This is a genomic window from Falsochrobactrum shanghaiense, from assembly GCF_003149535.1.
GTDB classification, from domain to species: Bacteria; Pseudomonadota; Alphaproteobacteria; order Rhizobiales; family Rhizobiaceae; genus Brucella; species Brucella shanghaiense.
In genome coordinates this window covers 696,220-711,265 of sequence record NZ_QGDB01000001.1, presented here as the reverse complement: position 1 = coordinate 711,265, position 15,046 = coordinate 696,220, and the positions used below count along the sequence as shown (strand labels likewise).

The following is a 15,046-nucleotide window of genomic DNA, read 5'->3' as shown; positions in this document are numbered from 1 at the left end:
TCAGGCCCGCGCGCGCGGCTTGCTCTCGTTGCGCTCCCAGCTGAAAATCGCAGGCGGCAGCGGGTCATGTCCGCGAATAATATCCGCACCCTTTTCACCCATCATGATCGTCGGCGCATTGGTATTGCAGGACGGAACCCGCGGCATGATCGAACTGTCGCACACGCGCAAGCCCTCCAGCCCATGAACCTTGAGTTCGGGATCGACCACCGCCATGGCGTCCGTGCCCATCTTGCAGGTGCCGACCGGATGATGGTCGGTCTTGGCGTTCGCGCAGGCATAATCGAACAATTCATCATCGCTCATCACTTTCGGCCCCGGCAGGCGCTCCGCCATCACGAAAGGCTTGAGCGCGTCCTGGCTCATGATTTCGCGTGCGATCTTCAGCCCTTCCAGCGACATTTTCACGTCATGCGGATCGCTCCAGTAATTCGGGTCGATCAAGGGTGCTGCCGCCGGATCGCTGGTGGAAAGCCGGACTGTTCCCCGCGAACGCGGATGCAGATAGGCGGAATTAAGCGTCACACCGGCATTTTTCAGTTTCTCGACGCCTGCCTCGATGCCCGAGCCAAGCCCCAAATGAAACTGAATATCGGGCGTGCGCGCATCCTTGTCCGCATACCAGAAACCGCCGGTCTCAAACAGGCTCGACGCCACTGGCCCGGAGCGCAGCAGAATATATTGAAGGCCAGCGGCAAGCGTGCGGTGCAGCTTCGCCACGCCGTCATAGGTGTGATCGCCGGTGCATTCGCAGATCACGAAGAGATCAAGATGATCCTGCAGGTTTTCGCCCACGCCCGGCAGATCATGCTTCACATCGACGCCGACTTTTCTCAGATGATCGGCAGGGCCGATGCCCGATTGCAAAAGCAGCTTGGGCGAACCGATGGCGCCCGATGCCACGATCACCTCGCGCGCGGCGCGTAAGACCTCGCCGCTCATCAGCGCAACGCCGGTGGCGCGGGTCTTTTCCAGCACGATATTGCGCACGGCGGCATTCATGCGAATGGTCAGGTTCTTGCGCGTGCGGATGGGCGAAAGATAGGCAAGCGACGCCGAAGAACGGCGGCGATTGCGCTGCGTAAGCTGATAAAAGCCGACGCCCGCCTGCTCGCGCCCGTTGAAATCGGGATTGTAGGGAATGCCCAGTTCCTGCCCTGCGCGGATATAGGCGTCGCAAATGGGCAACGGCGCGGACGGCATGGAAACGCCCAGCGGCCCGCCATAGGAATGATAATCATCGTTGAAACGCTGATTGTCCTCGGCACGTTTGAAATAGGGCAGCACATGGCGATAATCCCAGCCGGTGCAGCCGTCTTCACTGGCCCACAGATCATAATCGGCTGCATTGCCGCGCGTATAAATCTGCGCATTGATGCTGGAGCCGCCGCCGATCACTTTCGCCTGCGTATAGCGCAGCACGCGGTTTTTCATGTGTTTCTGCGGCACGGTTTCCCAGCCCCAGCTTCCCACACCCTTGGTCATCTTGGCAAAACCGGCGGGCATGTGAAACAGCGGGTTCCAGTCGCTGCCGCCTGCTTCCAAAAGCAGCACCTTGACCGAGGCATCCTCGCTCAGCCGATTGGCCAGAACGCATCCGGCAGGCCCGCCGCCGACAATGATATAATCATAAGCCATGGCCATTTCTTCCTAAAGCTTTGCAATCGACAGGCCACCATCGGCATTGATGGTGGAGCCTGTGGCGAAGATGAAATCGCCGCCTGCAAGTCCGGCAACGATAGCGCCGACATCGCCCGCCTCGCCCCAGCGCTTCATCGGCACCAGCCCGCCTTCGATCAGCGCGTCGTAACGCTCGGCGACCTTCGCCGTCATATCGGTGCGGATGATGCCGGGCCGCACCTCGAATACGCCGATGCGCGCTTGCGCAAGCCGCAAGGCCAGCCCCTGCACAAAAGCCGACAATCCCGCCTTGGAGATGCAATAATCAAGCCGCTCGGGCGATGTCATCACTGATGAAACCGAGCTGATCGTCACAATGCTGCGCGAGAACGGCACCTCCTCCGCCGAAAGCATCGCCTTCACCACGGCCTGCGTGAAAAACACCGTGCCGCGCAGGTTCACGCCCATGATCGTGTCGAAATTTTCCGGCTTGAGATTGATGAAATCCCCACGCTCCACAGACCCCATCCCGGCATTGTTGACGAGGCAATCAATATTGCCAAATTCAGAAAGAACGGCGTTCACGGTCGCTTCATGCGTCTCAACGGCTGCAAGATCGCTTTTGAAAAAGACGATCTTCCGGCCCGTTTCCCGCAATTCATTCATGGCTGCTTCGTCGTGTTCGCGGTCAGTGACGGCAAGATCGAAGCCCTTGTCGGCAAGCGCGCGCGCAACGGAAAAACCAATGCCACGTCTTGCGCCAGTCACCAGCGCCACAGGTCGTTGACGGGTCATGCCAGTTCCTCCTTTGTAATATGATCGGCCACGCGCAGCGCCTGCGCGGCAATGGTCAGTGCCGGGTTGACCGCCGCCGATGTGGGCAGGAAAGATGCATCGACCACATAGAGATTGGGATGGTCGAAAGCGCGGCAATAAGGATCGAGCGGCGCAAGCGCTGCATCATTGCCGATGCGCACCGTCCCGCATTGATGCGAGGGCGTGCGCCGGTCGAAAGCCTGCGAAAGCACGATGGGAAAGCCCGCCTGCCTGAGCACGGATTTAAGCTTTTCCACCAGCATCAGATGCGCCTGCCAGTTGGAGCGCACCCAATGCAGCACGATGCGCTCACCATCCACGCTCACGCGGCTTTCGGGCGACGGCAGATCCTCGCTCATGGCGTAAAAATCGACCGTATGGCGCGCCACCTGATCAAGCAGCCATTCCGGCACGCGCGGCATATTCGCCTTTAAAACCGCACCCGAAACACGCCCCAGCAATTGCACATTGCCCAGCGGCGGCCCGCCCGCCCCGTCGGACAGGTAGAAATCATTGAAGCCGAATGTCTTCTGATAGATGCTGTCATTGCGAAAGCGCGGATCGAACCCGATCACCGCACTCGCATTATGGTTCATGAAATTGCGCCCCACCTGATCGGATCGGTTTGCCAGTCCCGACCGCAGCAGAAGCGCTGCCGATTGCACCGCACCCGCCGATAAAATCACCAGCTTGGGGCGCAAAATCTGCGTTTCTCCATTCTTCACATAGTGCACAGCGGCAATCCGCGCGCCCTCCGCCTCCAGCCGCGTAACCCTTGCCGATGTCTCCAGCCGCACATTGGCATATTTGAGCGCCTCCGCCAGCGGTCGGGTTTCCGCATCCATCTTGCCGTCATTAGCGTTGGGATGCGCGTCCCACGGCGTCTTGCCCTTTGCCAGCCAGCGTTCAATATCGACGCCAAGCGGCAGGGAAGCTGCGTGAATGCCGTTCTTTTTCAGCCTTGCGCGCAATTCGGCTATCGGCTTTTCATCAGGAACCGGCGCAAAGGGATAGGGCTGTGAATGATAGGGCTCGCTCGGATCGTCGCCCAATTCGCCGCGCACTGCAAATAATTGCTCGGCACGGCAATACCACGGCTCCAGTTCGTCATAATCAAACGGCCATGCAGGCGACACCCCGTCGAGATGCGCCATTTCCGCAAAATCCTCGCGGCGATAGCGCACCAGCACCGCGCCATAGAATTTTGAATTGCCGCCGACATTATAATAATTGCCCGGATTGAACGGCGCTCCGTCCGCCTCATACCAGTGCTCTTTCGGGCGAAAGAAGCCGCGCTGGAAAATGGCACGCGGGTCGCGATTTTCCGGCCGGTCGGCCAGACGCTCACCGGCTTCCAGAATGAGAATATCGGCACCCGAAGGCGCAAGACCGGCGGCAATTGTCGCGCCGCCGATCCCCGATCCGATGATAACAATATCCGGCTGTCCTCCCAAAGCCGTTCCTCCCTATTTGCCCTGCGGCACCCACCAGTTGCTGCGCGGGCCTATATGCATATTGAGCGTCTTGGTCTCGGTGTAATCCTCCACCGCATGACGCCCCAATTCACGCCCCAGACCCGACTGGCGATAGCCGCCGAAAGGCAGTTCCGGCGTGCCGTCCATGAAGGTGTTCATCCAGATCGTGCCCGCACGCACCTTGCGCCCGATGCGCATGCAGGTGTCGAAATCGCGGCTCCACACGCCTGCCGAAAGACCGTAATCGACTGAATTGGCAATCGAAATCGCCTCATCCACTGTATCGAAGGAAAGCACTGACAAAACCGGCCCGAACACTTCCTCGCGCGCCACGGCCATATCCGTCGTAACGCCTGCAAGAATGGTCGGCCCCATATAGTGACCGGCCCCAAGGTCCAGCACCTCGCCGCCATGCGCAAGGGCGGCACCGGCCTTTTTCGCATCCTCGACATAGGCCCCGATCTTGCCAAGATGCTGCGGCGAGATGATCGCGCCCACCTGCGTCCGGTCGTTGAGCGGATCACCGATCACCACTTTCTTCGACAGATCGGCAATGCGCGCCACGATCTCGTCTACAATCGAGCGATGCACGATCAGCCGCGACCCGGCATTGCAGCATTCGCCCGCATTGAACCACGCGCCAAACACCGCCGCATCGATGAATTCATCGAGATTGGCATCAGGAAACACGATTTGCGGGTTCTTGCCGCCAAGCTCCAGCGACACTTTCTTGAGCGTTTGCGCGGCATTGGCCATGGTCAGCCTGCCGACCCCGGTAGAGCCGGTGAATGACACCATGTCGACATCCGCATGGGTGCTCATATGCTGGCCCACATCAGCACCCGTGCCGGTGATGATATTGACCACGCCATCGGGGATTCCTGCTTCCGCAAGAATTTCGCCCAGCACCAGCGTCGAGCCGGAAGTCAGCTCGGACGGTTTCACCACCGCCGTACAGCCCGCAGCCAGCGCGAAAGGCAGCTTCTGGCTGACGATCAGGAACGGGAAATTCCATGGCGTGATGATCGAGACGACGCCGATCGCCTCGCGCAGCACCACGCCCAGCGTGCCGTCTCCGAGCGTATTGTAGCTCTCGCCATGCAGATCGCGCGCAAGTGCAGCCGCATAGCGCCATATATCGACGGCACCGGCAATCTCGCCACGCACCTGCGCAATTGGTTTGCCGGCTTCAATTGCATCGAGATAGGCCAGCTCTTCAGCGCGCGCCTCGATCAGATCCGCAGCCTTGAGCAGCGCAAGCGAGCGCTGCGAAGCGGTCTTCGAGGTCCAGCGCCCGTCGTCGAAAGCCTTGCGCGCAACCGCGATTGCGCGTTCCGCATCACCCTTGCCGCCCGCCGGATATCGGCTCACCGTCACGCCATGGCCGGGCGCCACGCGCTCGATGGTCTGGCCGCTCGCAGCAGCCACCCATTTGCCGTCGATCAGCATGGAGAATTCGCGGATTTCCAGCCCCGCCAGCGGCTGCGGTTTGACAATAACGCTCATCACCATTCTCCCTTGAACTTCGCTGCGCGCTTTTCGCCAAAAGCGCTGACGCCTTCTTTAAGATCACCGGTCTTGGCGACAAGGATGGAACCCAGCGCCTCGACAGCGGTTCCATTGTCCTCGCCATTGGCAACAGCAATCATCAGTTTGGAAACTTCAAGTGCCGCCGGTCCGCGCTGTGCCACCCGCGCCGCATAATCCTTTGCCGCTTCCAATGCCTTGCCCGTATCGACAATGCCATCAACCAGCCCGTGAGCAAGCGCTTCTTCAGCCGTGAACATTTCACCGCCCAGCACCATGCGCCGCACGATCTGCGCGCCAAAGCGGCGCACCAGACGCTGCGTGCCCGACCAGCCCGGCACCATGCCAAGCGAGGTCTCCGGCAGGCCGATCTTCGCCTGCTGCTCGACAATGCGAATATCCGCAGCCGCTGCCAGTTCCAGCCCGCCGCCCAGCGCATGGCCATTCATGGCGGCAATCAGCGGCATGCGCAAGGTCGCCAGCCGCTCGAACACGCGATGGCCATAGCGCACCCATGCATGGCCGAATTCGGATGGCTCCATACCGCCCCACGCCTTGATGTCGCCACCCGCCGAAAAAGCCTTGCCCTCGCCCGTCAGGATGGCCACGCGCACATTGCGTTCCGCCTCCACCCGGTCGCAGGCAGCGGATAATTCCCGCAACATCTCAATATCGAAGGCATTGAGCTTTTCAGGCCGCTTGATGATCATTGTTGCGATATGGTTTTCAATCGCAATTTCAATACGTCCCGACATTTACGCCTCCAGCCTTCTTGCCGGTTTTTGCGGCAGTTTCAGCCCGATCGGCTCTTCGCCAAACAGCGCTGCGTCCATCACCTTGAGCTGATCCGATACGATCAGCGGGAATTCCGACTGGTCGAGAATATGCGTTTGCAGATCGATGCCGGGTGCAATCTCGGTCAGCATGATGCCTTCGGGTGTGAGCTTCATCACGCAGCGCTCGGTGACATAGGTAATGTCCTGTCCCTGTGCCACGCTGCGCGGGCCGGAGAAAGTGACGTGCTCTACCTCGTTGACAAGCTTTTTCAGCTTGCCTTCCTTGTCGATCACCAGCTTGCCGTCCGCGACCGCAAGCTTCGCACCCGCATTGAACATGCCGGAAAAAACGATCTTTTTCGCGCGCGCGGTAATATCGACAAAGCCGCCCGCCCCCGCCGTCACATGCGGACGGAAGGAGAGTTTTGACACATTGACCGAACCATCACGCCCGATTTCAAGGAAAGACAGCAAAGAGGCATCAAAGCCTGCGCCCTGAAAATAGGTGAACTGATAGGGCGAGGGCATATAGCCATCGGCATTGGACGCACAGCCAAAGGCAAAATCCAGCAGCGGCACGCCGCCGACAGCCCCCTGTTCGATAACCCAGGTGACGGCGCCATGCAGACCTTCTTCAAGCAGGATACGCGGCACATTGGCGGAAATGCCAAAGCCTAAGTTTACGGCGCTGCCCGCTTCCAGCTCCTGCGCCACGCGCCGCGCGATCACCTTTTGAATATTGAATTCGGGCAGGCGGAACGTATCGAGCGGACGGATGATCTCGCCGGAAATAGCCGGGTCGTAAAGCGTCTGCGTGGTCTGTTTCTGCTCCGGATCGACGATCACATAATCGACCAGCGTACCCGGAACCCGCACATCATGCGGGCGCAATGTGCCTGCCTTGGCGATGCGCTTGACCTGCGCAATGACGATGCCGCCATTGTTGCGCGCAGCCAGTGCCTGATCGAGACCGCCCAGATAAGCCCCCTCATGCTCATAGGTGAGATTGCCGCGCTCATCGGCGGTCGTGGCGCGGATGATCGCCACCTGCGGCACGATATTGGGGAAATAAAGCCAGTCTTCACCGGCAAAATTCACCTTCTCGACCAGCACTTCCTTCGCCGCCAGATCATTCATCGCGCAGCCCTGCCGCGCCGGATCGACAAATGTATCCATGCCGATCTTCGTCAGCACGCCGGGGCGCTTGGCCGCTGCCTCGCGATGCATGTCGAACAGAATGCCGGAGGGAATATTATAAGCCGGAATTTCGTTATTGGTGATCATCTGCCAGATCAACGGCGGCTCCGCGCCCGACGGACCGGAGGGATAGGAACCCGCAACGATCTTTTTCAGCAGTCCCTTTTTGGCGATATAATCGACCCCCTTGATACCGCTCATGTCGCCTGCTGCAATCGGATGCAGCGTGGTGATGTTTTGCGGATGGCCGCTTTCATCGAAACGCTCGCCGATTGCTTTCAGCATCAGGTCCGGGCAGCCAAGGCCGCTCGATGACGAAACCGAAACGACAGCGTTGTCGGGAATAAGGGCTGCGGCTTGTGCCGGGGTAATATGCTTGCTCATTGTGTCAGATTCCTGGATTGATCGGGGTCGCCTTGCCGCTTTTTGCGGCTTCCAGCACGGCAAGCCCGGTCGCAAGCGACCAGATGCCGTCTTCAAGCGTTGCCGATGGCTGGCCCTTGCCGGCAATCGCATCATGGAAAGCCCGCAAGGTTTTTTCATAAAGATTGTGCTGGTCGAGCGGCAATTCATACTCACCGTCTTGATCGCGCAGGATCACGCTTCCGACCGGCCTTTGCGTCATCACATCGCGCGCAATCAGCGAGCCTTCGCTGCCATGCACCTCAAAGCCGGTTTGCGCATATTTCGTCGTAAAGCCATCATGAAACTGCGCAATCGCGCCGGATGGAAAGCGCAGAACACCCATCACGCCATCTTCCAGCCCCTCGCCGCTCAAGCCGCCCTGCTGGCTGAAAGCCACTGCCTCGACCGGGTTTTCGCCGAGCACGAAGCGCAGCGTGTCGGCATCATGCACGGTAATATCGAGGATTACGCCGCCGCCCGCATCAACCCGCTCGAGGCGCCAGCCCTGCAAGTGCGGCGGCAGATAGACCGCATGGAAAACCCGCGCGCCCAGCACCTTGCCGATCCTGCCCTTGGCTATGGCATCGCGCATGGCGCGGTGGCTTGCGGCATTGCGCAGATGATGATTGGTGGCAGCGACCACACCTGCCTCGCGCACCGCTTCAAGCATGGCTTTCGCATCATCAAGCGTCAGCGCCAGCGGCTTTTCGCAGAGAATATGCTTGCCAGCCTTTGCCGCCGCGATCAGTTGATCGCGATGCAATTCATTGGTGGTGGAAATATAGACGGCATCGATTTCCGGGTCTGCCAGCAGCGCATCGAGGCTTGTCACCGAACGCGCAATGCCATTTTCCTGCGCGTATTTTTCGCCGCGTTCGGCATTGGTGCTATAGAGCGATACCACCTCGCCGCCCGCCGCGCGGATTGCGCCGATAACCCATTCCTTTGCAATCGTGCTTGCGCCGATCAAACCCCATCTGGTCATGCCAAAACCTCCTGTTTTAACGGCGCGCCGCAACTTGCGCGCACCACGAGGCGCACCGCCAGGCGCTGCGCCTCCGCCTCCACCCGTTCTGAATTGATCTGCTTCAATAAAAGATGCGCGGCGCGTTCGCCCATGCCCTGCGGATCGACCGATATGGTGGTCAGCGCCGGAACAGCGGTCTTGGCCTCGATCACATCGTCAAAACCGACCACGCCGAAATCCCGCCCCGGCTCAAGATTTGCCGCGCGCAGGCCGTCGCAAACCCCAAAAGCCACCGCGTCATTGAAGCACACCGTTGCTGTCGGCTTCGCACCGCCCAGCAGCATACGCTCCACCGCCTCGACACCTCCCGCGCGCGATGGCGCTGAAGTGAAAACCAACGCATCCTTGAAGGAAATTCCCGCCTGCTCCAGCCCGGCGCGATAACCTGCAACGCGCTCGCCAAACACCGCCGTATCGGCATAGCCGCCCATGAAAGCAATTGCCCGATGCCCCAAAGCGACCAGATGCTCGACCGCCTTCGCCACCCCGCCGCGATTGTCCGAAACAATGGACGAAACGCCGGAACCGGGCACATCGCGCACCATCTGCACCACCGGCAGGCCGCTTTTGGCCATGGGTCTTAAATCGCTGGCTTCGGTGCCGCGCGCGGGCGAAATGATCAGCCCGGCAATGCCATGTTCACGCATCGAGGCCACCACTTCGCGCTGCCGGTCGATGCTTTCCGCCGTATTGGCGAGAAATTGCACATAGCCCGCCGATTGCATCACCCGGTCGACACCAACCGCCAGTTCGGCAAAAAAGCCGTTGGTAAGATCATTGACCACAAGGCCGATGATTTTCGAATTGGACTGACGCAGATTGGCCGCCGAGCGATTATAGACATAGCCGAGTTTTTCGATTGCCTGCTGCACCCGCTCGCGGGTTTCGGCATGGACCAGCGGACTGCCGCGCAGCACCAGTGAGACGGTCGATTTCGACACGCCTGCCTCCTGCGCAATATCGATCACCGTGATCCGGTCCCTGCTCATCCACTTCTCCCGACTGCTGCAATTTAATTGGAACGTTCCAAATTTGTCAATAGTCAGAAAATTGCACCCTGTTTTATGCTAAATCGCACCAAAACAGCACTACCTTTGCATCGGTTTTCGCAATTTTTGCATGATTTTTCTGCTTTTACTTGCCATTTGGAACGTTCTAAATTAAATCGACAATCATGAAGCGGAGGAACACCATGAGCGCATTATCCAATTCCATGCTGATTTTGCCCGAGGCCGATGGCAGCGCGAAATCTTACCGCCTCACCGGCATTCCGACCGAACGTCCCCGCACGGTTCCGCAATTCAACCGCATCGCCTATGCCGCGGCCCATGTGGTTTCCGATCCGCAAAGCGACAACCGGCCATGGAACAGCCCGGCGATTGACTGGGACGCGACAATCCGCTTCCGCCATCACCTCTGGAGCCTCGGCTTCAAGATCGCCGAAGCCATGGATACATCGCAGCGCGGCATGGGACTGGACTGGAGCGGCGCACAGGAACTCATCCGCCGTTCGCTTGCCGAAAGCAAAAGCGTTCCCGGTGCTGATCTCGCCTGCGGCGCGGGCACCGATCATCTCGATCCTGCGGATGCAAAAAGCCTTGATGATGTCATCAAAGCCTATGAGACACAGGCCGGTTTCGTTGAAAAACACGGCGGACGTTTCATCCTGATGGCAAGCCGCGCCCTTGCCCGCATCGCCAGCTCGCCCGACGATTATGCGAAGGTCTATGGCCACATCCTCAGCCATGCGCGCGAAAAGGTCGTTCTGCACTGGCTTGGCGACATGTTCGACCCGCAATTGCGCGGCTATTGGGGATCGGAAAAATTCGAGGATGCGCTTGAAACAGTCATCGCCATCATCGAGGACAACCGCGACAAGGTTGAGGGGATAAAAATTTCGCTGCTCGAAGAGCGCTATGAAATCGCGCTGCGTGATCGCCTGCCGGACAGCGTTTTGTGTTTCACGGGTGATGATTTCAACTATGCGCCGCTGATCGAGGGCGATGGCAAGCGGCACAGCCACGCACTTCTGGGCATTTTCGATGCGGTCGCCCCGCAAGCATCCAGCGCTCTCGCAGCACTTGCCAAGGGCGATAATGAGCGCTTCCGCACCATCATCGAGCCGACAGTGCCGCTATCGCGCAAGATTTTCGAAGCGCCGACCCAATATTACAAGGCAGGCGTGGTGTTTCTGGCCTGGCTCAACGGCCATCAAAGCCATTTCACCATGCCGGGCGGGATGCAATCGGCGCGCGGCATGCTGCATTATGCGGATATTTTCCGCCTCGCCGATCAGGCCAATGTCCTCGACAGGCCGGAACTTGCCACCAGACGCATGAAGCATCTGATGGCAATCCATGGCGTAGAACAGGATTAAACCGTCAGCGCCAGCCCAGCGCTGGCGCGACATGCTTTAAGATCGATTCAATGACATGGGCATTGTAATCGACGCCCAACTGGTTGGGGACCGTCAGCAGCAGCGTATCCGCTTCAGCGACGGCTTCATCCTGCGCCAGTTCCTTGATGAGCTGGTCCGGTTCGGCGGCATAGGAACGCCCGAAAATCGCGCGCGTATTCTCGTCGATATAACCAACGGAATCCTGCTCCTTGGAGCCGCCGCCAAAATAGGCGCGATCACGGTCATCGACCAGCGCAAAGATGCTGCGGCTGACCGAAACGCGCGGCGTGCGCGTATGGCCCGCTTCCTTCCATGCTTCGCGATAGGCGCGGATCTGCGCTGCCTGCTGCACATGGAACGGCTCGCCGGTTTCATCATCCTTGAGCGTTGAACTTTGCAGGTTCATACCAAGCTTCGCCGCCCATCGCGCCGTGGCGTTGGACCCCGCACCCCACCAGATGCGCTCGCGCAATCCTTCCGAATAAGGCTCAAGGCGCAGCAAGCCGGGCGGATTGGGAAACATCGGGCGCGGATTGGGCTGCGCAAAGCCTTTGCCGCGCAATGTTTCAAGAAAGACCTCGCCATGCTTGCGGCCCATATCGGCATCGCTCTGCCCCTCTTGCGGCGCATAGCCGAAATAGCGCCAGCCATCGATGACCTGCTCGGGCGAACCGCGGCTGAGGCCAAGTTGCAGGCGCCCGCCGGAAATCAGGTCGGCGGCACCGGCATCTTCGGCCATATAAAGCGGGTTTTCATAACGCATATCGATGACGGCGGTGCCGATCTCGATCTTGCTGGTCCTTGCGCCGATAGCCGCAAGAAGCGGAAACGGCGAAGCAAGCTGGCGGGCAAAATGATGCACCCGGAAATAGGCCCCGTCCGCGCCAAGTTCCTCGGCGGCGACAGCCAGATCTATCGATTGCAACAGCGTGTCGCTTGCGGAGCGGGTGCCCGATTGCGGAGACGGCGACCAATGGCCGAATGAAAGAAAGCCGATCTTCTTCATGGTGAAGTTCCTTGAATATGGGCCTGTAGAGGCGTTCTCGCAGAATATGGCGGCACAGGAAAGGGTTTGAAAGTGCGCTGAACACTCTGTTCATCGAATGCAACCGGGCAAGGTTTTTCGCTGGCAAGGGATTGGGGGGACGAACGCGACACGTTGACAGCCTATCCGGACAAGATTAAGCCTCGAAACAGGCGGATAACCTTGGCTCCGGCTTATTGGATATGGGGATATGCCGACGACAGACGCATCAAAACAGGGGAGATCTTCATGCGTTCCATGCTTCTGGCCTTGCTGGCCGCAACGGCCATCGCCACATCGGCGCATGCCAAGGACGTAACCGTCATGGTTACAGCCATCGTTGAACACCCGGCGCTTGATGCAGCGCGTGACGGCGTAAAGGATACGCTGGCCGAGGCTGGCTTCAAGGAAGGTGAAAACCTGAAATTCGTCTATCAGTCCGCACAGGGCAACCCGGCGACCGCAGCCCAGATCGCCCGCCAGTTCGTGGGCGACAGCCCGGACGTAATCGTGCCGATCTCGACGCCTTCCGCGCAGGCGGTCGTTTCCGCCACCCGCGATATTCCGATCGTCTTCACCGCTGTTTCCGATCCGGTCGGCGCGCAACTCGTCAAGAGCATGGAAAACCCCGGCGGCAATGTCACCGGCCTTTCCGACATGTCGCCGGTCGCCGAACATATCAAGCTCATCAAGGAAGTGATGCCGGACATCAAGAAGCTTGGCTATCTCTATAATTCCGGTGAAACCAATTCGGTCTCGCTTCTGGCAGCGCTCAAGGAAGCCGCTTCGGCCGAGGGCATTGAGATCGTCGAATCCGCCGCCACCAAATCGGCGGAAGTTCAGGGTGCCGCGCGCGCCCTCGTAGGCCGTGCGGATGCCATGTATGTGCCGACCGACAACACCATCGTTTCCGCGCTTGAAAGTGCCGTGGGCGTTGCCGAGGAAAGCAAGCTGCCGCTCTTCACCGCAGATACAGATTCCGTCAAGCGCGGCGCAGCCGCAGCCCTTGGCTTCAACTATTATGATGTCGGCAAGCAGACCGGCGACGTGGTGGTCAAAATTCTCAATGGCGAAAAGCCCGGCGATATTCCGGTTGAAGTGGCCAAGGGAACCGATCTCGTCATCAATCTGGGCGCTGCCAGGAAGATGGGAATTGAATTCCCGCAAGCCGTCATCGATCGCGCCACCAGCAAGATCGACTGATCGCCGATTGCAATCGAAATGACAGGGCGGGGGTAAATTCCCGCCCTTTTCAATTTGGACCCCGCTCTTTTCAATTTGAACAAAGCAGATCGAGCATGACCAGAATCCGCATTCTGCCCGCAGACGACAACACCAATGGCTGGAGTCATATCCTGCCGCAGCGCACGCCCAAACCAGCGCTGTCAGCCCATATCAAGGCCGACTGGGTGGTGATCGGCGCGGGCTATGCGGGCCTTGCCGCAGCACGCCGGCTGGCCGAAAACCGCCCCGGCGATCATATCGTGCTTTTGGACGCCCAACAGGCTGGAGAAGGCACATCGGGCCGCAATGCAGGCTTTGCCATTGATCTGCCGCACAATGTCACCGCGTCGCTGGAAGAGCTGGCAAAATCGCATGGCTATCGCAAGCTTGCCCGAGCGGGCATCGATTACCTCCGCCAACAGGTCGATCGCCATGCCATTGCCTGCCAGTGGAGCAGGCAGGGAAAGTTTCACGCCGCCGTCACCGATCTGGGTATCCGTGAAGTGCTGGAGCCGACCATCAAGGAAATGGAGCGGCTTGAAGAACCGTTCGACTGGTATGAAAGCGACGAGCTGGCCCGGCGGCTGGGCACGAGCCATTACAAGGCGGCGATCTATACTTACGGCACGATCCTGCTTAATCCTGCGGCGCTGGTGCGCGGACTTGCCGACAGCCTGCCCGAAAACGTCACGCTCTATGAAAATACCCCCGCAATCAATGTCGATTATGGCAAACGCATCGTGGTCACCACGGATCGCGGATCGGTCGAAGCGCCGACGATGATCCTGACGGTCAACAGCTTTGGCGAGCAATTCGGCTTCTTCAAAAGGAAGCTGCTGAATTTTGCCGCCCACGCCAGTCTCAGCCGTCCGCTCACGGATGAAGAATACAGGGCGCTGGGCGAGGTCGAGCCATGGGGCGTGACCCCGGCCAATTCATTTTCCGGCATTACCATGCGTCTGACGCCGGATCGACGCATTCTTGTGCGGCAGAATGTGCATTTCTGCCCTTCCCTGCGCCAGTCCGACGAACGCAGGCTGGCGATCAAGCGCGAGCACAAGCGCTTTTTCGATGAGCGCTTTCCCATGTTGCCGCAGGTGGAAATGCAATCCACATGGACGGGCTATATCTGCCTGTCGCGCAATGGCGCGCCGGGCTTTGGCCGCCTGGCGAAGAACGTCTATACATCGCTTTGCCAGAACGGGGTCGGGATAGCGAAGGGAACCATCGGCGGCATGCTGGCCGCGGACATGGCCTGCAACATCGACAACCCGCTGATTGCCGATATGTATTCGCTGGGCAGTCCGGTCAGGCTCCCCCCGCGTCCATTCCTCGATATTGGCGTGCGCTCGCGCTTTGCATGGGAAATGTGGCGCGCCCGCCGCGAGGTTTGAACTTATGGTATTTCCGGCAAAAGCATTGTTGTATTCGCTCCACAGGGTCTCTTTATCGCAGGGCTTTTTGCGATAATGCTTGCGTGAGGAAAGAGTTGGGTTGTATTCCGTCACGTTAAATTGAGCGCGCCGCAACCGGACGCGACGAAAAACAAGGAATATC

12 protein-coding genes are annotated in these 15,046 nt (G+C 59.3%); 3 read left to right on the top strand and 9 right to left on the bottom strand.

Annotated elements, in window-relative coordinates:
- From DKP76_RS03350 to DKP76_RS03315, 8 genes are read right to left on the bottom strand one after another with little or no spacing between them, the layout of a single operon-like run.
- The gene (locus tag DKP76_RS03350; protein ID WP_109705162.1) at positions 1-1,638 is read right to left on the bottom strand and encodes a GMC family oxidoreductase; all 1,638 of its coding nucleotides are present in this window, start codon (positions 1,636-1,638) and stop codon (positions 1-3) included.
- 12 nt (positions 1,639-1,650) lie between these two features.
- Positions 1,651-2,415, bottom strand: a complete 765-nt coding sequence (locus tag DKP76_RS03345; protein WP_109704979.1) for a 3-ketoacyl-ACP reductase — start codon at positions 2,413-2,415, stop codon at positions 1,651-1,653.
- Entirely contained in the window at positions 2,412-3,890 is a 1,479-nt protein-coding gene (locus DKP76_RS03340) for a GMC oxidoreductase (protein ID WP_109704978.1), read from the bottom strand. The genes DKP76_RS03345 and DKP76_RS03340 overlap by 4 nt, the downstream gene beginning before the upstream one ends.
- Before the next feature lie 12 nt (positions 3,891-3,902).
- Entirely contained in the window at positions 3,903-5,423 is a 1,521-nt protein-coding gene (locus tag DKP76_RS03335; protein WP_109704977.1) for an aldehyde dehydrogenase family protein, read from the bottom strand.
- Positions 5,417-6,193, bottom strand: coding sequence for an enoyl-CoA hydratase/isomerase family protein (locus DKP76_RS03330; RefSeq protein WP_109704976.1), 777 nt, complete (start codon positions 6,191-6,193; stop codon positions 5,417-5,419). The genes DKP76_RS03335 and DKP76_RS03330 overlap by 7 nt, the downstream gene beginning before the upstream one ends.
- A complete protein-coding gene (locus DKP76_RS03325) occupies positions 6,194-7,795 on the bottom strand; it encodes an acyl CoA:acetate/3-ketoacid CoA transferase (RefSeq protein ID WP_109704975.1) in 1,602 nt (533 codons plus the stop codon). It lies immediately after the preceding gene.
- 4 nt (positions 7,796-7,799) lie between these two features.
- A complete protein-coding gene (locus DKP76_RS03320; protein ID WP_109704974.1) occupies positions 7,800-8,801 on the bottom strand; it encodes a Gfo/Idh/MocA family protein in 1,002 nt (333 codons plus the stop codon).
- Positions 8,798-9,832, bottom strand: coding sequence for a LacI family DNA-binding transcriptional regulator (locus tag DKP76_RS03315; RefSeq protein WP_109704973.1), 1,035 nt, complete (start codon positions 9,830-9,832; stop codon positions 8,798-8,800). The genes DKP76_RS03320 and DKP76_RS03315 overlap by 4 nt, the downstream gene beginning before the upstream one ends.
- A gap of 224 nt (positions 9,833-10,056) precedes the next feature.
- On the opposite strand from DKP76_RS03315, the gene DKP76_RS03310 reads away from it, so the two are divergent.
- Positions 10,057-11,220, top strand: a complete 1,164-nt coding sequence (locus DKP76_RS03310) for a dihydrodipicolinate synthase family protein (protein WP_425349362.1) — start codon at positions 10,057-10,059, stop codon at positions 11,218-11,220.
- Positions 11,221-11,224: 4 nt separating this feature from the next.
- Here DKP76_RS03310 and DKP76_RS03305 read toward each other — a convergent pair whose 3' ends face one another.
- Complete coding sequence (locus DKP76_RS03305; RefSeq protein WP_109704971.1) at positions 11,225-12,247, bottom strand: LLM class flavin-dependent oxidoreductase; 1,023 nt, start codon at positions 12,245-12,247, stop codon at positions 11,225-11,227.
- A gap of 267 nt (positions 12,248-12,514) precedes the next feature.
- Between DKP76_RS03305 and DKP76_RS03300 the strand changes: the two genes are divergently transcribed.
- The gene (locus tag DKP76_RS03300; protein WP_109704970.1) at positions 12,515-13,468 is read left to right on the top strand and encodes an ABC transporter substrate-binding protein; all 954 of its coding nucleotides are present in this window, start codon (positions 12,515-12,517) and stop codon (positions 13,466-13,468) included.
- A gap of 95 nt (positions 13,469-13,563) precedes the next feature.
- On the top strand, positions 13,564-14,883 hold the full coding sequence (locus DKP76_RS03295; RefSeq protein ID WP_109704969.1) for an NAD(P)/FAD-dependent oxidoreductase: 1,320 nt from the start codon (positions 13,564-13,566) through the stop codon (positions 14,881-14,883).
- Positions 14,884-15,046: the final 163 nt, after the last annotated feature.